The organism is Gottfriedia sp. ABJ_BB2_2 (genome assembly GCF_055484705.1).
The window spans coordinates 553,000-571,628 of the sequence record NZ_JBVFKR010000002.1; the positions used below are offsets into that span (position 1 = coordinate 553,000).

At 32.5% G+C, this 18,629-nt stretch carries 17 protein-coding genes; 1 reads left to right on the top strand and 16 read right to left on the bottom strand.

Features of this window, described 5'->3' with window-relative positions; all coding sequences use genetic code 11:
- Window positions 1-115: 115 nt before the first annotated feature.
- The 15 genes from ACX6U0_RS07690 to ACX6U0_RS07760 form a co-directional block, all read right to left on the bottom strand.
- The gene (locus ACX6U0_RS07690) at window positions 116-1,012 is read right to left on the bottom strand and encodes a sensor histidine kinase (protein WP_464959369.1); all 897 of its coding nucleotides are present in this window, start codon (window positions 1,010-1,012) and stop codon (window positions 116-118) included.
- A gap of 20 nt (window positions 1,013-1,032) precedes the next feature.
- Window positions 1,033-1,782 (bottom strand): ABC transporter permease, encoded by a 750-nt coding sequence (locus ACX6U0_RS07695; protein WP_464959370.1) that lies wholly within the window; start codon window positions 1,780-1,782, stop codon window positions 1,033-1,035.
- Window positions 1,775-2,698 carry an ABC transporter ATP-binding protein gene (locus ACX6U0_RS07700; RefSeq protein WP_464959371.1) on the bottom strand — a complete coding sequence of 308 codons (924 nt, stop codon included), beginning with the start codon at window positions 2,696-2,698 and terminating at the stop codon, window positions 1,775-1,777. The genes ACX6U0_RS07695 and ACX6U0_RS07700 overlap by 8 nt, the downstream gene beginning before the upstream one ends.
- 138 nt (window positions 2,699-2,836) lie before the next feature.
- Window positions 2,837-3,529, bottom strand: coding sequence for a response regulator transcription factor (locus ACX6U0_RS07705; protein WP_464959372.1), 693 nt, complete (start codon window positions 3,527-3,529; stop codon window positions 2,837-2,839).
- Between the two features lie 334 nt (window positions 3,530-3,863).
- Window positions 3,864-4,376: a hypothetical protein gene (locus tag ACX6U0_RS07710; RefSeq protein WP_464959373.1), complete on the bottom strand. Its 513-nt coding sequence runs from the start codon at window positions 4,374-4,376 to the stop codon at window positions 3,864-3,866.
- Window positions 4,377-4,391: 15 nt separating this feature from the next.
- Complete coding sequence (locus ACX6U0_RS07715) at window positions 4,392-4,640, bottom strand: hypothetical protein (protein WP_464959374.1); 249 nt, start codon at window positions 4,638-4,640, stop codon at window positions 4,392-4,394.
- A 53-nt stretch (window positions 4,641-4,693) separates the two neighbouring features.
- A complete protein-coding gene (locus tag ACX6U0_RS07720) occupies window positions 4,694-6,190 on the bottom strand; it encodes a sensor histidine kinase (protein ID WP_464959375.1) in 1,497 nt (498 codons plus the stop codon).
- Complete coding sequence (locus ACX6U0_RS07725; protein ID WP_464959376.1) at window positions 6,191-6,874, bottom strand: response regulator transcription factor; 684 nt, start codon at window positions 6,872-6,874, stop codon at window positions 6,191-6,193. It abuts the gene before it with no gap.
- 198 nt (window positions 6,875-7,072) lie between these two features.
- A complete protein-coding gene (locus ACX6U0_RS07730; RefSeq protein WP_464959377.1) occupies window positions 7,073-7,603 on the bottom strand; it encodes an N-acetyltransferase family protein in 531 nt (176 codons plus the stop codon).
- Between the two features lie 234 nt (window positions 7,604-7,837).
- Entirely contained in the window at window positions 7,838-8,545 is a 708-nt protein-coding gene (locus ACX6U0_RS07735; protein ID WP_464959378.1) for a response regulator, read from the bottom strand.
- A complete protein-coding gene (locus tag ACX6U0_RS07740; RefSeq protein WP_464959379.1) occupies window positions 8,511-10,145 on the bottom strand; it encodes an ATP-binding protein in 1,635 nt (544 codons plus the stop codon). Before ACX6U0_RS07740 ends, ACX6U0_RS07735 begins: the two co-directional genes overlap by 35 nt.
- 67 nt (window positions 10,146-10,212) lie before the next feature.
- A complete protein-coding gene (locus tag ACX6U0_RS07745) occupies window positions 10,213-11,739 on the bottom strand; it encodes a tripartite tricarboxylate transporter permease (protein ID WP_464959380.1) in 1,527 nt (508 codons plus the stop codon).
- A 23-nt stretch (window positions 11,740-11,762) separates the two neighbouring features.
- A complete protein-coding gene (locus ACX6U0_RS07750) occupies window positions 11,763-12,215 on the bottom strand; it encodes a tripartite tricarboxylate transporter TctB family protein (protein WP_464959381.1) in 453 nt (150 codons plus the stop codon).
- 59 nt (window positions 12,216-12,274) lie between these two features.
- Entirely contained in the window at window positions 12,275-13,291 is a 1,017-nt protein-coding gene (locus ACX6U0_RS07755; protein WP_464959382.1) for a Bug family tripartite tricarboxylate transporter substrate binding protein, read from the bottom strand.
- A 270-nt stretch (window positions 13,292-13,561) separates the two neighbouring features.
- Window positions 13,562-15,943 carry an immune inhibitor A domain-containing protein gene (locus ACX6U0_RS07760; RefSeq protein WP_464959383.1) on the bottom strand — a complete coding sequence of 794 codons (2,382 nt, stop codon included), beginning with the start codon at window positions 15,941-15,943 and terminating at the stop codon, window positions 13,562-13,564.
- Between the two features lie 213 nt (window positions 15,944-16,156).
- Here ACX6U0_RS07760 and ACX6U0_RS07765 point away from each other — a divergent pair, with 213 nt between their 5' ends.
- Window positions 16,157-16,741: a DNA-3-methyladenine glycosylase gene (locus ACX6U0_RS07765; protein ID WP_464959384.1), complete on the top strand. Its 585-nt coding sequence runs from the start codon at window positions 16,157-16,159 to the stop codon at window positions 16,739-16,741.
- Between the two features lie 198 nt (window positions 16,742-16,939).
- Here the strand turns inward: ACX6U0_RS07765 and ACX6U0_RS07770 are convergent, their stop codons facing one another.
- Window positions 16,940-18,598, bottom strand: a complete 1,659-nt coding sequence (locus ACX6U0_RS07770; RefSeq protein ID WP_464959385.1) for a glycerol-3-phosphate dehydrogenase/oxidase — start codon at window positions 18,596-18,598, stop codon at window positions 16,940-16,942.
- Window positions 18,599-18,629 lie beyond the last annotated feature (31 nt).

An 18,629-nucleotide genomic window follows, 5' to 3' on the forward strand; every position in this document is an offset into this window, starting at 1 on the left:
GGGTAAAAATGACTTGGTGATTAAATGGAATCTCAGGGTATAAACAAAAAAGAGCTTTCTTCATATGAAGTAGCTCTTTTTTTGATTTGGAATTGTGCTTTGTTCATTTATTTTACTAATATGTCCATTCACACTTCATCAATAATTCATTTTCTATTAACTCGGCCGTAATGCTTCCGTTCATTTTTTCCATAAGGCTTTTTGCAATCGGTAAACCCAGCCCTGTACCTTTTCCAGTTCTTGTTTGATCTGCTTTGTAAAATCGATCAAACATGTGATTTACATCATGTTGACTTAGCTGATTAACTGAATTACTAATTGAAAAGTGTGCAGAATGGTCAAGCTTTTCTAGACGAATGGTCACATTTCCGCTTGAGTGTCTAATCGCATTCAACAAAAGATTTTCAACAACGCGTTTGACAGCAGAAGAGTCTGCCATAATATATATTTCATTTTCTGGAATGATAATCACAGGCGATATTTTCCTTTTATGAAACTCCTCGTAAAAAGCTAATAAAACCTCAGAAATTAGATTATTTAATTTAAGTTTTTCAATTTTTATTGGAAATTCTAATTGATTAATAATTGAGAGTTCAAAAAAATCTTCAAGTAAAACTTTTAATCTTAACGCGCTTTGTTTAACGACATTCGTATATTCTTTTCTCATTTCTGTTGATAAATCATCTGACTCTAGAAACTGAATATACCCTAATATAGAAGTCATAGGTGTTCTAATATCATGTGAAATGTATGATATTGCTTGCTTTAATTCATTTTCAGACAATCGCTTTTCAGCTTTCGCTTTTTTTGTTAAATCGATTTGTTTATTAATTTCCACAGCAAGCATTTCAATCTCTTTTTCAAAATAGATTAGATCTATCTTTTTTTCAACTTTATTGTTGTTGATTTCATTTAATTGTTTCCTAGCTCGTTTAATTTCCTTTTTTAATAAAAAGTAACGGGTGAGAACAATCAGTAGTGCAATCATAATGAAAATCATTACATAAATCATTCGGCCACCCGCTTCCTTTCTTACTTAATTTCTTTTTTACTAAAAATGAAACTTCCCAAAATTCCTAAAATAATAAAGGTTAAAATCGGGATGAACATTAAAGTGGTTAATTCAGTTTGATCTAATTGATCGAGTTTAAATATTTTCGGATATAACATAAAAACTGAGTTATCGATAATCGTTTCTAAGCTAGTCAATTTAGAGCGAATAAAATCCAAAATAGGATTTACTAAAGCAAAAAACATAATAAGTAAGCCAATTGTTTTACCACTGTCAGTGAAAATAGTTGCAATAATTGCCATAATGGATGCAAATGCGGCTGCATAAAGTGAAATGACACCAAATGTTTTCAGTATTAATATCCAGTCCGTTGCGCCATTAAAATCAAAAAAGATATTGACTGAGGTTGTCATAAAAATAGGTAATATTAACATGATAAAGATACTACCAATTGAAAACATGATTAATTTTGCAAAATAGATTCGTAATCTACTATTTCCTGATGAAGCGATACTTTTCATCGTACCATTTGAATATTCACTCGTAATAAAGAAGCCAGCAAAGATACATGGAATAAGCTTAACGATATCACTGTTAATACTTACAACTTGATATAAAAAGAATTCATATAAACTTAATTTTGATACAGCATCATTTGATTGCATAGTTAATGGATACAATGCCGAAAAAATGATTAAGATGAATGCTAATGTTCGAAATGAGCGATCCTTTATTAATTTGTACCATTCAGTTTTCATAAGATTACCCACGATTTACACCCCCAATTCGAGTTGTAAAATATGCTTCCAAATCTTCACCCATAGGCATAAATTCTTCAATAATTAATCCTTCACCTGTTAGTGCTTTGGAAACTTCCCGTGCTTTATCAACATAATCAAATAACTTAATTGAACCATCAGGTAACACCTCAAAATTTTGTGTAGACAAAATTCCCTCAATAACTGTAGCAGCTTTATTTGGATCATCAACCTTAATATGCAAAAAGTGTTTACATTTTTCATTTAATTCACTTGTAGATAACTCTTCTAATAGCTCGCCCTCATGAATAATGCCATAATGCGTTGCTAATAAATGTAGCTCACTTAAAATATGACTCGAAATTAAAATGGTAATGCCATACTCTTGATTTAGCTTTTTCAATAATTCACGAATTTCTACAACACCCATTGGGTCCAGTCCATTGATTGGTTCATCTAGTATTAAAAATTCAGGGTCACCTAGTAATGCGATTGCAAGACCAAGGCGTTGTTTCATACCTAATGAGAAATTTTTCGCTTTCTTTTTACCAGTATCTTGTAAACCAACTAATTTAAGGGTTCTATCGATACATTCTTTACCAGGAATTCCTTTCAGTAGTCTATGAGCTTCTAAATTTTCTGAAGCACTTAAATGTGGATATAATGCTGGGCCTTCAATAATTGTTCCGACTCTTTTTCTTGCTTCAGTCAGCCCTCTTTCATTACTTTCTCCGAATAATTCAAATGACCCTGAAGTTGGGTATGCAAGGCCAGTTATGACTCGAATCAAAGTTGACTTTCCAGCGCCATTTTGTCCGATAAATCCATAAATAGATCCCTTTTTAATTGATAAATTAACTTTATTAAGTGCCATTTTTTTTTGATATTTTTTAGATAAATGATTGGTTTTTAGTACATACTCATTCAAAGCATTTCCTCCTTTAATTACTTATTACAGTGACTAAATAGAATGAAGATTTATCTCATTCATTCATTTTTATCTTTATTATTTATAACTATAAGAAGGAAACCATAAGAAAGTATTAAGTTAAATCTTAAGAAAACCTTAAGTTTTTAGTTTGTACCCCATTCCCCAAATTGTTTCAATATACTCTTCATTCGGGTTTGCCTTTGAAAGCTTGCTTCTTATATTGCTCATATGAACATTAATCGTATTATCATCTCCATAGAATTCCTCATGCCAAACACTCTCAAATAAATTGGCCTTCGTAAACACCTTCTTTGGAGAAGACATTAGTAGAAACAAAATATCAAATTCAAGAGCTGTGAACTTTAATTCACTACCATTAACAGTCACTTCTTTGGAATCTGTATTCAACACGAGATCTTTATAACAAATCTGATTGATTTTTGGAATGTCTGCCATACGCTTGAATCTTCTTAAGCAAGAATCAATTCTGGCAGAAACCTCTTCAATATCAAAGGGTTTCGTTATATAGTCATCTGCACCTGCCCTAAGAGTATCTATTTTCGTTTTGGTCTCAATCTTTGCTGAAATAATGATGACAGGAATTTCGCTTTCTTTCCTTATTTTATTAAGTAATTCTTCACCAGATAATCCAGGTAACATTAAATCTAGCAGAACCATATCCCACTTTTGATTTTCTAAATAAATCAGCGCCTCAGTTCCAGAGTAAGCTGACTTAGCATGATAACCGTTTTTGCTAATAATATTACACAGTAATCGATTGATATCTTCATCATCTTCAATTATTAAAATATTAATTACATCATTCATCTTTTTCATCCTCACAATAGTATCATTTTCATTCATTTTAATATGGGCAATGTTAAGATTTTGAATAGATGTAGATTGTTAACATTATAGTTCTTTCTATATCTTCCTTATTTACAATCAAGAACAATCTCATTCATAAGCTCAACATTTTTCAATGATTTCGTTAGTTAAACAATAACTAAATTAGAAGATTCTTGTCCAACGAAATTTACGGTTACTCATTTCTACAAAAAGAAAACCCCTTACGCATTTTGCATTAGGGGTTACAAACTATATTTTAAGGACTGATGATGAAAGAAAACAATAAACAACTTTTGGGCCACTATATTCCCAATTAGTCAGCTGTTAAATTTTTAAGAAACTCTCTACTATTCAGAATGGTACTTTCTAAGTTTTGACGTATTAGTTTCAATGTTTGATATGCACCTTTTATATTTTCATTTACCATCTGTTTCTTATAGCTCTCCCATAACATTTTCCGTTCGCTTTTCAACTGCTTATTAATAGCAATAGCTTCTTTATAAACATCAATTTTACTTTGAATTTTATTTAATTTATCTTGGTTGTATCTTGAGTAATTGCTCTTTTCTAATTCTTTTAATTGGTTTACTAATAGCTTTTTTTTCTTCGGATACAACTCTTTAATCTGTTGATTTAATTTTTCTTTTTCACCATTTAGCTTCTTTACTTCTAGCTGTAAACTTTTAAGTTTTGTAGAGATGTTTCTACTAATCTCTTTCCCATCCATTAATTCCTTATTGCCTGAAGCTGCTTCACTTGTAGTAGAAAAAATTATTATACTCCCCATGGAGATTAAAACAAGTAAAAAGTATTGTAATTTCCGCATACTTCACCTCTAGTATTATTTTAAATCGTTTGGAAATCCATCATCTTCTTGTTCGAATTCTAAGTTATCAATTTCCTCAAGCATCTCACCCAGTTGTTCTTCAAAGGTCGTCTCTTCTGAAGCTTTATCTTCAGTAGCATTTTTTTCTTCAGTGAATGTTTGTTTTGAAGGTTTAGAATTATTTTTCCCATTATAATTGTTATCAATATATGAACAACCAATTAATATAAAGAGCAATATCAACGGAATAATATACTTTTTCATTTTATCCTCCGTAATTCCTTACCCAAATTTTTACGGCCTTTCTTTAGAGAATATTAGTTGTTATTCGTCATTTTAGGTAATTCAATCCAAAATGACACACCATTCCCCTCATTATTAACTCCAATAGTTGCTTGAATCATGATTGCTAGCTCTTTTACTATACTTAGACCTAAGCCAACATTTCCATTTGTTCGGTTTCTTGCTAAATCCGCTCGGTAAAAACTTTCCCATATACTTTCTAGTTCGCTTTCAGGTATGATTTCACCACTATTAAAAACCGATAGACGGTATGTATTTTCTCTCTCTTTTACTGATATTACAATTTCTTTTTTTTCATTTACATGAGTTAATGCATTATTTAAGTAATTACTCATGATTTGTACTAATTTAATACGATCTGTCATTACTGGTTTTATTTCACTTTGTTCGTGATGGAATACAATAAGATTTTCAGTAAATTGTGGAGAATATAACTTGAACATCTCATTTACTAACTGATTTAAATCAACTTCCTCATAATGAACTTCCATCTTACTATTTTGTAGTTTTGAAAGATTTAATAAATCGTAAACCATTTTCTCCATCTTGTTTGCTTCATCCATGATAATGTCGAGGTACTCTTGTTGATCTTCCTCTGTTTGATTTACACCAACTTGTAATCCTTCTGTGTAACTTTGAATGATTGTAATAGGTGTTTTTAATTCATGGGAAACGTTTGATATAAAGGTACGTCGCTTTTTTTCAAACTTTACTTTTTCTTCTAGTTCATTCATTAATGTTTTATTTTTGATATTTAACTTTTCAATGAAATCTGAAATGATGTTACTTAGTTCATTCATTGAATCGCCCAACTCTCCTAATTCATCCTTCCTATTGCGATTCCATTTTCTTGAAAAGGACAAACTAGTCATTTCTTTTGCCATACTACTAATTTCTAAAATTGGTTTTGTAAATGATTTAGCCATTATTAATCCAATGACCATTCCAACACATAAAAGTGCTAGACCAATATAAATTAAAAAATAGTTGTATATCTCTACACTCTCATTAATAGCTGTAATTGGTGTACGGATAATTAAGATTTTATTTCGATCGAGCTTACTTCCCACTAATAGAAACTCTAATTCTATGCTTTTCAAATTCGTTTTTGTGACATAAAAGGTTTCTTTCTTTAATTCATTTTTTAACCGATTCATACCATTTTCGGATACATTCGGCTTATTTTGTAAATCCTGAAATTCATCTATTGTACGGAGCTTTTCCTTACTATCTCCTTTTAAGGTACTATATAAAGTAATGCCACTCGAAGAAAGAACTTCAATTGAAAAACCATGTGATTTCTCTAAATTATCAACAAACGATATGAGCTGATCATTATTTTTTTGTTCGTATAATACTTTTAGTTCTTGGCTACTATTTTTGATTTTGTTTGTTTTTTGATGAATATAAAATGTTTCTAAAAAAAACAGATTAATTAATAGTCCGATTCCGACTAAACTAATAATTAGTAGAATAAATGTAAGCAACAGTTTTGAACGAATTGATTTCATTTATGAAACCTCAAAACGATAACCAACCCCGCGAACAGTGTGAATATAGGAAGAACAAGCTCCTAGCTTTATACGAAGTCTATTAATATGTGTGTCTAATGTTCGATCCTCACCATAATATTCATATCCCCAAACTGCAGATAAAATTTGTTCTCGCTCTAATGCTAATTTTTGGTTTTTAATAAAATAATAGAGTAGATCGAATTCCTTCTGCGTCAGGATCACTTGTTGATCTTGTATGAATAATTTCCTTGCGCTAAAATCGATTTCTATATCTTTCGCTCTGAATATACTATGCTCATATTTACTAGATTCAGCTACTACTCTTTTTAGTAACGCCTTCATTCTAGCAATTAGAATTAATGGTTTGACCGGCTTTGTTATATATTCATCTGCTCCAACCTGAAAACCATATAATTCGTCATATTCTTCACTTTTTGCAGTGATCATAATAATTGGTATGCTAGAGTGCTTTCGAATCTCTTTACATACTTCCCATCCATCTATTTTAGGCATCATCACATCTAGTAGAATTAGTTTCAATTCGTCTTGATTTGTTTTGAATAAGTTAATTGCCTCTTCACCATTTGCTGCTTCTAAAACTTCAAACGACTCTCGCTTTAAAAAGTCTACAAGTACTCTTCGGATACGCTGTTCATCATCACAAAGTAATATTTTCACCACAGTGTTTCCCCCAATAAAGCTTTCTATTATCTATTTATATTATAAATTGCTAGATTATTAAAAGAAAGAAAATTCAATCATTTCAGTGTTTTTAAGTCATCTTTGAAAGAAAAAAGACAGATAGTTATCTATCTGCCCTTTTAAAAAGCTGTATTCTTCGTTTACATTTACATAAAAGATTTCGAGCGTTTCACTTCGCTAACTCGATAATCTCACTTTTTGTTCTCTTAAATTAAGCAACATATGTTCTTGATCCCAATATTCATCTTTCAGTTTTAAGCTGTCTGGTGTTACCGCAAATGTTTCAAAACCAAATGTTTTATATAGTTTTTTTGCAGATGTATTCCCTTCGACAACATTTAACGTAATTTGTTCTAGCTCCAAGCTTTTTGCTAAATGAATGACTTCTTCGATCAATCTATGTCCAGCACCCAATCTACGTGCTCTAGTAGATACATAAACTGACTCGATTTTTCCTTTGTGCTCTGATTTCGTTTTTTCAAATGTTTTTAAAGTTGCGATTCCAATTAATTCACCATTATTTGTAAACGCTCCAAATGTATAATTGATGTCTTTATCTAATATTTCAGCTTTATATTCTATTGGGTCATCTTGTTCAAGTATGTCATCCATCGTTGTACTAAATACTTCTGGATTTTTTTCTAAACCTTCTAGACGAATATTAAGATAGATTTCTGCATCTTCCTTCGTTAATAAGCGTATTTTCATTTCTATCTCCTCCGTGTTGATTGCACAAATAAATTTTAACTAACTCAAAGTAAGTTTTCAACGCTTTAAAAGGTATGCTAAAACTGTCATATATTTGTAAAAATGTCCAAAAAACCCCTTTATATCAGTATTTAAACAGATTCAACCTGTCCAATTTAAGGAAAAGCTGTTACAGAATTGTTAGCTTTGTCATACTCGACTTTACATTAGTAAGAAATGTGATACTTGATAGATTTAACCGAGCTTATTTATTAGATAGACTCTTTCAGGTCTTCCAATCGTTCCATAGGCTAAATCAGCAACTACCTTTCCTTCTGATACTAAGTACTCTAAATATCTTCTTGCAGTTGTGCGACTGACGCCAATTTCATGACTAACATGCTCTGCAGTCTTTCCATTTCTTTCTTCATGAATCGCTATTAAAACTTTTTCTAAGGTAAGTTTATCTATTCCTTTAGGAAATTGACTTTGTTCTTCGATGATGCCAATATTCTTCCCAATTAAACTATCAATCTCGTCTTGAGTAATATAAGCACTTTTGGATTGTAAATGACTAACTTTCTTTGCATAATTCGCATATCTAATTAATGAATTTTTTAAGCGTTCAAAAATAACTGGTTTAATAATGAAGTCAAATACTCCGTAATGAATAGCTTGATTAACTGACTCTATTTCTTTAGAGGCGGTAATCATAATTACATTCGAAGTTGATGAGTTATCTTTTATCCATTTTAAAAAATCTAGTCCGTTCATATCTGGAAAATAAACATCTAGTATTACTAATTGTGGTTTTACGATTTCAAATAGCTCAAGTGCTTCTTGATAATTAGTCGCAATACCTATTACGGTGAAACCATCAATTTTATCAATAAATCTCTGGTGAATTTCTGCAATTCTACTATCATCCTCAACTATTAATACTTCTATTAAATTCTTTTTCATAGATTATGTTATTCTCCTTTTGTTGTTTAGGAATTGCAACAATAAAGGTTGTTCCTCCGTTTTCATTAGAATGAAATGTTATTTGGCCATTTAATTTATGGAGTAATCTTTGAACTAGATGTAGTCCAATGCCTGAATTTTTGTCCTTCTTTTTTGTCGTAACACCATATAAGAATATATCATCCACTAATTCTTCTGGAATTCCATTTCCATTATCATCTATTTCAATAATTAAATCTTGGCCAATGTCGGTAAGAAATAATGATACTTTCTTTTCTGCTTTGTTTGATTCAACCACAGCGTCAAATGCATTGTTAAGTAGATTCCCTATTATCGTTATTAAATCCTCTCGATTAACCTCTTTTGGTACATCCGCAAAACTACTATTATGATCTAATATGAAATCTACTTTTAGTTCATTTGCTAAACTTATTTTCCCTAATAACAGTCCAGCGACAACTGGATCAGAAATTTCTTCCATAATGAATTGAATAATATTTTGAGTTATATTTGACTCCTTTGAAATTAATTCAATGGCTTCTTGATATGATTCAAGCTGCATCAATCCTAAAATCGTATGCAATTTATTTGAGTATTCATGTGACTGTGCTCTTAATCCTTCAGAATAAGCCTTTATTTGCGATAATTCATTCAGTACTTTATTCAATTCCGATTTTTCTCTAAAGGAAGTTACTGCACCGACAATATTACCGTTTACGCCAGAGATGGGAACACAATTGATTATCACCATTTTTTCGTTTATTAGAAATTCTAAATCATAAATGGCTTCTCCTGTTTCTACTACTTTTTTCAAGTGAGAATTATGTAAAATATCTTCTATTTTTAATCCTCTAAGCTTTATATTATTTGGTATAGAAAGTACTTTATGAGCATTTTCATTAACGACTGTAATTTCACAATTTTCATCTATTGCAATGATACCTTCATGAATAGATTCTAAAATAGCATGTTTTTCTTGATACATTCTTCCAATTTCTTTTGGTTCCAATCCAAAAATAGATTTCTTTATATTAAATGAGATTATAAACGCTGCCGATATGCCAAGCACTAATATAATTAAGCTATTAAATAATAATTTTTTATGAAACTTATTAGCTTCCTCTTCAATATCCCTAATTAAATAACCGACGGAAACTACCCCTATTACATCTCCTTGATCATTTATAATCGGTGATTTTCCTCTTAATGAAGGACCTAGTGTACCGGTAGATTCAGATATGATTTCCTTACCTTTAAATACTTTCTCGTTATCACCGCCGACCATCCTTTTACCAATTAACATTGGATTTGGATGTGAATAACGAATTTCATTCTTGTTTCCAACAACGATAAACTCAGCTCCAACTTTTTTTCTAATTTTTTCTACAATCGGCTGAATGGTTACAGATGGATTTTCTTTCAAAAATGCAGTGCGTATTTCTGGCATATTTGCAACTGCTTGAGAGATTGCTAAGGCTTTTAATCCTTTTTCGTGTTTGGCATTTTTTTGAAGCATTTCTTGTGACACTAATTCAAAAACGCCGCTAATACATAAGATTAGAACTGATATAAAGATGATTAGTTTATAGTGTAAGCGCATAAAATTCTCCTTATATTTTTATAATAATCAAAAAACTCCTTTTATTAAAGGAGTTTTGCTAGATATTTTATGCTTCTATATTTACTACCACACTTTTACCTTTTAATTTAATTATGATTGGAACGATAATCCACAATGCTGCAACGACTAAAAATGAAGCAGAAATAGGATGTGTGATAAATATGCTATAATCACCATTTGAAACTGTTAATGCTCTTCTTAAGTTATTTTCGATCATTGGTCCTAACACTAATCCTAATACTAAAGGTGCAATTGGAAAATCATTTTTAGAAAGGAAATAACCAAAAATACCACAAGCAATTAATAGTAGTAAATCATTCACAGAAACTTGTACTGCATAAACCCCAAATATTGATATTGCGATAATGATCGGTAGTAAATATTTTTTCGGTGTTTGGATAATCTTTGCAAATAATTTTACCAATGGCATGTTTAGAACTAATAACATAACATTCCCGATAAACATACTTGCAATTAATCCCCATGCAACATCTGGGTGTTCTTCAAATAAAAGTGGTCCTGGTTGAATGTTATACATCATAAATGCACCCATTAATATCGCAGTTGTACCAGAGCCGGGAATTCCTAAAGTTAATAGTGGAATCATTGCTCCTCCAGATGCAGCATTATTAGCTGATTCAGGTGAGGCAACTCCTGCAATTGTACCAGTACCAAACTTTTCAGGAGTTTTACTTAACTTTTTCTCAACTATATAAGCAAAAAATGACGCCAATGTTGCACCTGCTCCGGGTAAAATACCGATAAAAAACCCTAATAATGAGCCCCTAGCAATAGGTGCAGCACTTTCCTTTAATTCCTCTTTTGATGGTACTAAATTCTTTATTTTTGCGATTTCTCCATCCTCTACTTCATTTTCGAGAATCGTTTTAAATACTTCTCCAAGGGCAAATAGTCCAACAGCAATTGTTAGAAATTCTAACCCTTGATATAACCAAGGAATATCATATGTAAATCGTGAAACTCCAGAAACTGAATCAATACCAATCGTCGCAAGAAGTAACCCTACAATTGTCATAATCAATGCCTTTGTTATTGATTTACCTGCCAGTCCACTAACTGCACATAAACCTAAAAGCATTAATGAAAAATACTCTGCTGGTCCAAATTTAATGGCGACAGCAGACAAAGGTTTCGCTAGTAGTATTAATGCTACAAGTGTAACAACACCTGCAACAAATGAACCAATAGCAGCGATAGATAAAGCACTACCAGCTCTTCCTTTTTTAGCCATCTGGTAACCATCTAATGTCGTAACAACAGATGACGATTCCCCCGGTGTATTTAAAAGAATAGATGTCGTTGATCCGCCATACATTGCACCATAATATACACCAGCAAGTAATATAATCGAACTTGTTGCTGCTTGCTCTGGTGCTAAAAAACCCGTTGCAGAAGCTGTTACAGGTATAAGAAGTGCTACCCCACTCATGGGTCCAATACCAGGCAAAACACCTACAGCTGTACCAATTAACACTCCGACAAAGGCGAATAATAAGTTATACCAAATAAATGCAGTTTCAAAACCTTGAGCTAAATATTGAATTGTACCCAATTGTTTGTCTCCCTTCTAGTCGTTTAAAACCAAATTGGCCATCCTGGTAATGTACCTTTCATGACATTCACAAATACAAAGTAAATAACGATTGAATATGTTAGAGAAATAGAAATTGATTTCAACCATTTTCCACGTTCTAATGCTTGAAAGCAAACCAATAAAAACAAAAATGAGCTAATCATAAAACCAATTTTTTCAAGTAAAAGTGCATACATAATGGCTGAAACTAAGACAATTAAAAAACGTTTGTAATTAAATTGAATTGTACCTGTGTTTTCTTGTTTATAAAAAATTGTTTCGTAAAATAGACGACAACTCAATAAAGCCAAAATACAGCCAAGTATAAAAGGAAAGACATTTGGTCCTACAACACTGCCATATGCAGATGTAGCAATCCCCCGGCTTTGTATCATAAATGTTAGACCGATTATTAAAAATATGATTGCAGCAATTCTATCAAACTTTTTATTCAATTAATTCACCTCTCAATTTAGTAATAGTAGAAGGAGAATACTCTCCTTCCTTTCATCGTTTATTTTTTCATGCCCAACACTTCTAATAAATCATTAACTTGTGTTTCTTGTTCTGCTAAGAACGTTTTAAAATCTTCACCGTTTCTATATTCTGGCTGCCAGCCTTGGGTCTCTACTTCTGTTTTCCACTCATCTGTTTCTACTAATTTAGCAATTGTATCTTCCCAAAATTTGTATGCATCCTTAGACATTTTTTCTGGACCGAAAACGCCACGCCAAATGACAAACTCCGCATCCACACCTTGTTCTTTAGCTGTTGGTACTTCTGATAAAACCTTTCCTTCAATACGTTCAGGTGCTGTAACTGCAAGGATTTTCACTTTACCAGCTTTTACGAATTCAAGTGTACTTGAAATATCGGTAGAAATAACATCTGCATTTTTTCCTAAAAGAGCTGTTATTGCTTCCGAACCGCCATCATATGAAACGTATTTAATTTTAGTAGGATCAATACCATATTTGTAGGCTGGTAAGATTCCAATTAAATGATCCATTGAACCAGGTGCAGAACCACCAGCTAACGTCACTTTACTAGGGTCTTTTTTCATATCATCTAAAAGCGATTTTAAATCTGTATATTTCGAATCGCCCCTAACAACAATTGCACCGTAATCAATTGTTAACTGTGCTAAAGGAGTTGTATTTTTATAGCCATATGGACTGTTTCCCTCTTTTTTTAAGTTATTAATAATAATTGGAGGTGAGTTTACAAATAGTTTTTCATTATTAGCTTTATCTTTCGTAGCATATTCTGCCATAAATACTGCTCCGCCACCACCAGGCTTATTCTCTACTGTCATTGGTTCCTCTACAAGCTTTGTTTCACTTAAAATTTTTACAAATGATCTAGATGTTAAGTCCCATCCTCCACCTGCCCCTGAAGGTGCTACAACCGAAATTGCTTTATCCGGATAAGAAGATTTACTTCCTGAAGTTTCTTTACCGCTATTACACGCTGATAGACTTACAGTTAAAATAGATGACAATAATAATAAACTAGCTTTCTTACGATTCATTATTAAACCCCCTTAGATTGTAAACGCTTACTTATACAAGTATTATAGTTTAATAATTCTGAAAAATATGATTATGAACGTTAAATACGTAAGTATCATTAAAACCATTTTGTTCATAAAAACCACAGTGATTTTATATCTATACAAAGTAAACTTTCAAAGGTAAATGTACATATACTATTGCATTAGAACATCTTCTTTCTCTAGGTTTTTTTTACAAAAAAAAAATACGAGACTGAATAAATCAGCTCGTATTTTTCATTAATCGGTTTATTTATGAATCCAAACAGCTCCAGCAGAGTTATCCTTAGCTTCTCCAATTACTTGGAATTTTAAGCCAAAGTTTGGAAGGTTTCTTCCTGCATCAGGAATTAAATCATTCATGTATTTATTTGAATCGTCGAATTTTGTTACCCCAGCTAATCCATCATAATCGAAAATTCCACGAGATGGTGAATTAATATACCATTCTGGAGATTGATCATAACTGAATGCAGCATCTGAAACTTGGTATCTAGTACTTTGTTCAACAGATTGTTGTCCATTTAAGTTACCAACAATTGCTGATGGATGAGCGTCAACTACACCTAAGAATCCTTCTCCTGGATGTACACCTACCCAGTTATCAGTATAGCTATCATCACCATACCAAACTACTAAACCAGTATTATACTTAACGCCACGAGCGAATTCTAATGCTTTATCACTTCCTGCATAATTTCTCCACTCTAAGTAGTAGTAATGTTTCTTGAAATCAGTTCCATTTGATACGCTTGCACCATCTAATGTGAACTCAGGTGTTCCTTCTGCTCCGTCAGTAAATACTACTTGATCATTTACTGTTAACTTCGCTTCATCAAACGCAAAACCATTTGGAGCTAATCCGCCATCAGTTACATATTCAAATTGAACTTTTACTTTTTTGCCTTTGAAAGCTGCTAAGTCATACGATTTCTCAACCCATTGACCTTGTGATGTTTCATATCCACCAGCTGTATTTTCATCACCAATTGTATCAATTTTCGCAAGTTTATTGCCATTCTCATCTAATACATTTACATACAGATAGTCATAATCGAATTCTACTTGATAGTTCGCTTTTACTGAGAAATTAGCACTTGTTGCCCCAGTTAAATCAAACACTGGTGAAGTCATTGTAGTGTGTAAGTCATCACCTTTTGAACTATAGTAGTATTTTGCACCGAATTGAGGTTGAATTTCACTCTTAACCTCTTTATCTGGTAAATTTACTTTAACAATACCTGGATTGTTTGATTTCGTTACACTTTGATCGATAAATGCCGCAATACCTTCTTTATCGATATCTTTGTAATTTACTTCAGTCATGTTAGCCCAGTTTCCACCAATTGTTTTTTGGAAAAACTCTTTATTTTGTGGAGAGAAACTAGTAGGAGTTGTACCAGCAATTGCACCATTCCAACTACCACCACTCATGATAGACCAAGAAGCAACCGGCTCACCATCACCAGTATATTGTGTATCATATTCATCTGGTAAACCTAAATCATGCCCGTATTCATGAGCAAATACACCTACTGCACCATCTTCTGGTTCAACAGTGTAGTCATAAGCTGCCATATATCCGCCCCAATATGGAACAGAAGCTTGTGTTCCTGCAAATGGCGTAACACCATTTAATACCCAACGGTGTGACCAAATAGCATCATCACCTAATGCTCCGCCACCTGCTTCTTGTCCAACTCCAGCATGAATTACCATTAAGTGATCAACTAAACCATCTGGCTCATTTGTATTACCGTCACCATCGATATCGTAAATATCTAGGTCATCAAAATCAGCTAAATTCACACCAGAGTTAATTGCTGCTTTTAATGCATCTTTAATGAAATCACGTGGACCTTTTGGAGCTAAATTATCGTGACCTGTTGCACTATCATCACCATAATCAGCCGCCTTACCTGGTACTGTTAACCAGTCGGTTACTGTACCTTTTACAGTGTAGCTTCCACCAGACTGTTCTTCATAAAATTGTTTAAATGTTTTTACTTTTGATCCGTCAAATAATGTAAAGTCCTTGTCTCCAAAAAGCATATTTTCATAATGAGCTTTATTGAAGTCTGAAGAATACATATATCCTTCTTCTTGCTCAATACTATTATGTTTAAAATCTGCAAATTCTGCTAATACAACTAATACTTTATCTTCACGAACACCGCCATTGTAGTTTGCTTGCTTAGCAGAATCTACCTTGACGATTCCATTTGGCTTACCTTTTTTGTAATTTCCATGACCTTTATCTAATTGTTTTAACAATTGTTGTTTACGTTTTTCTAACGTATTCTTTTGTTTTTCCGCAATATCAGTACTGTGATCATGTGTTGAATTTTTTAGCTTATCGCCTTGTTTTTTCTTTATGTATGCTTTAACCTTTGCTTTAGCAGTTTCAGAACTATCAGATGCTTTAATAATACCTCTGTCTTTTAACGCTTTTTCTAATCGTTCTTCATCTACAACATTTAAATCTAAATACGGAGAATCCATTACTTGCTGACTTTTTTCTTCAGTAGGGACTGCAGCTTTTGTCGTTAGTCCCGCTGAAAGAACTGAAAAACTTAATGCTGTGACAAGTGAAATACTTGATAAAACTTTCCAATACGATGGTTTTCCCATAACTTGCACCTCTATTCTGAATTTTCATAACAGTAAATAAATAGTACAAGCTACGTTCACTCTCGACAATGAGTCTTTATTAACAATTTTCAAGTTAGTCAATAAATAATTTTTACTATATTCGAATGTAAAACAAAAAAGGTAGAGGTAAATTGTTGGATTATTTCGACAATTAATACTCAAAAAATCTAATATGAAAAAGGTGAAATCCATATGATTACTCCCATTAATAAAAGCTTTTTTAATAAGCCTACACTTCAATTGTCGAAAGATTTACTTGGTTGTATCTTAGTCCATTCAATGGATAATATTGTAATTTCTGGAAAAATTGTGGAAACAGAAGCTTACATGGGGCCAATAGATCGCGCCGCGCACAGCTTTCAAAACCGCCGTACAAAACGGACTGAAATCATGTTTCATGAGGCTGGACTAATTTATACATACCAAATGCATACACATACTTTAATTAATATTGTAAGTGGAGATATAGATTGTCCCGAGGCAGTTCTGATCAGGGCTATTGAACCAATAGATGGAATCGATTTTATGTTCAAAATGAGAAATAACCAGCCTATTTCAAATTTAACTAATGGACCAGGTAAATTAACGAAGGCTATGAATATCACAATGTCTTCCTATGGACAAAAAAGCTGGGAGCCACCTGTATTTATTGCGGAAGGTACCAAGCCAGACACTATTAGTTCTGGACCTCGTATTGGCATTGAGAATACTGGAGAAGCAAGAGATTACCCTTGGAGATTTTGGATTACTGATAATCCATTTATTTCAAGGAAATAGTGCGACCAATTGATAAAAAAAAGGAAATCCTTTGATTTCCTCTTCAAGATGCTAATATTTAGCACAATCCTACAATTGCCTTAAGACAAATAAATCACCAAGGCTACTAATTGAAATGTTAATTAGTAGCCTTGATGATTTAGAAGCGTTTTGTCCCCACAGATAGGAACCTTATAAATTAAGTTTGCCTTTATTCAATCATTCCCTAAAACCTGTAGTTGCACCAATTATTTGTTCTTCTAGCTCTAATCGATATTCCTTTGTTTGGTAGTGACTCCAGCCAAATCTTTTCGCCATATAATTTATTACTTTATTTTTGTATTCATTTACAACATCTATTTGAAAATATAAAGTGCCGGTTCGTCTTACAAAAAAATCTACTGGCTTTACAATCATTTCATTCTGAATTCCATACTCTAACGGTAAGTATAATGTCAAAGGTAAATTATCTTGATTCTTAATGTTTTGAAGTCCAATATTTAATAATTGGTCAATATTTGAACCGTATCTACGACTCAATTGCTCATATTCAATTTCACTTAAACCAATTGCAATACCTACTGATTCAAATCTCTTTTTATAATATTGAAATCCTTTTGAACCCCCAACTTCACCGCCAGAGATAGGTAATTCCTTTGTTTGGCATTCCTTGTAGATTTTATTTGTATTGATAGAAAATTCTTTTGAAATATGATCAACTACAGTTTCTGCCATTTTGCGGTATCCAGTCAACTTTCCTCCAGCTATCGTTATTAATCCTGAATTTGATAGCCATATTTCATCCCTTCTAGATATTTCTGAAGGATCCTTTCCTTTCTCAAAAATAAGCGGTCTGACTCCTGCCCAACTTGATTCAATATCTTCTTCATCAAGTTGAATTGTTGGAAACATAAATCGAATGCAATTTAGAATATAACGTCTATCATCTAGGCTGACTTTGGGATTAACCGGTTCATTATCAAAGATTGTATCCGTTGTACCAACATATGTCTTTTTGTCTCTTGGAATGGCAAATACCATTCGCCCATCCTCTGTATCAAAATAAACAGATTGTTTTAATGGGAATTTTTTATGATCAATGACTAAATGAACACCTTTTGTTAAACGTAGATTTTTATCATTTTCGATTTTATCTTTTTCACGTAATTGATCAACCCATGGTCCAGTTGCATTTACTACTTTTTTGGCTTTGATTGTAAAAGGTACTCTTGTTATACAATCAAGAACCTTAACACCATTAATCAGATCATTTTCGTAAGTAAAATCCGTCACTTGAACATAATTAATTGCCTTTGCACCATGCTCAACTGCTTTTTTTATAACCTCAATCGTTAACCTGGCATCATCTGTACGATATTCTACATAGTAGCCTCCACCCTTTAAACCATCTTTTTTAATGAGTGGTTCTTTCGCAATTGCTTGTTTTTTATTTAACATTTTTCGTCGTTCTTTTTTGTTCACTCCCGCTAAATAATCATATAGTTTTAAACCAATCGAAGTACTAAATCTCCCGAATGTTCCTCCTTTATGAATTGGTAAAAGCATCCATTCCGGTGTCGTAACATGAGGCCCATTTTCATACACGATCTCGCGTTCTTTCCCAACTTCTGCTACGATACTAAACTCAAACTGCTTTAAATAACGTAATCCACCATGAACAAGCTTAGTGGATCGACTTGAAGTTCCTGAAGAAAAATCCTGCATTTCGACAAGTGCCGTACTCATCCCTCGTGTCACTGCATCAAGTGCAATTCCACAGCCAGTTATCCCGCCTCCAATAATCAGTACATCAAATTCCTCTTCAGCTAAATGTTTTTTAATACTCTTTCTACTAAAATACGAAAATGGTTCATTCATTATTTGAAACCTCACTTTAGTTATTTTTCTC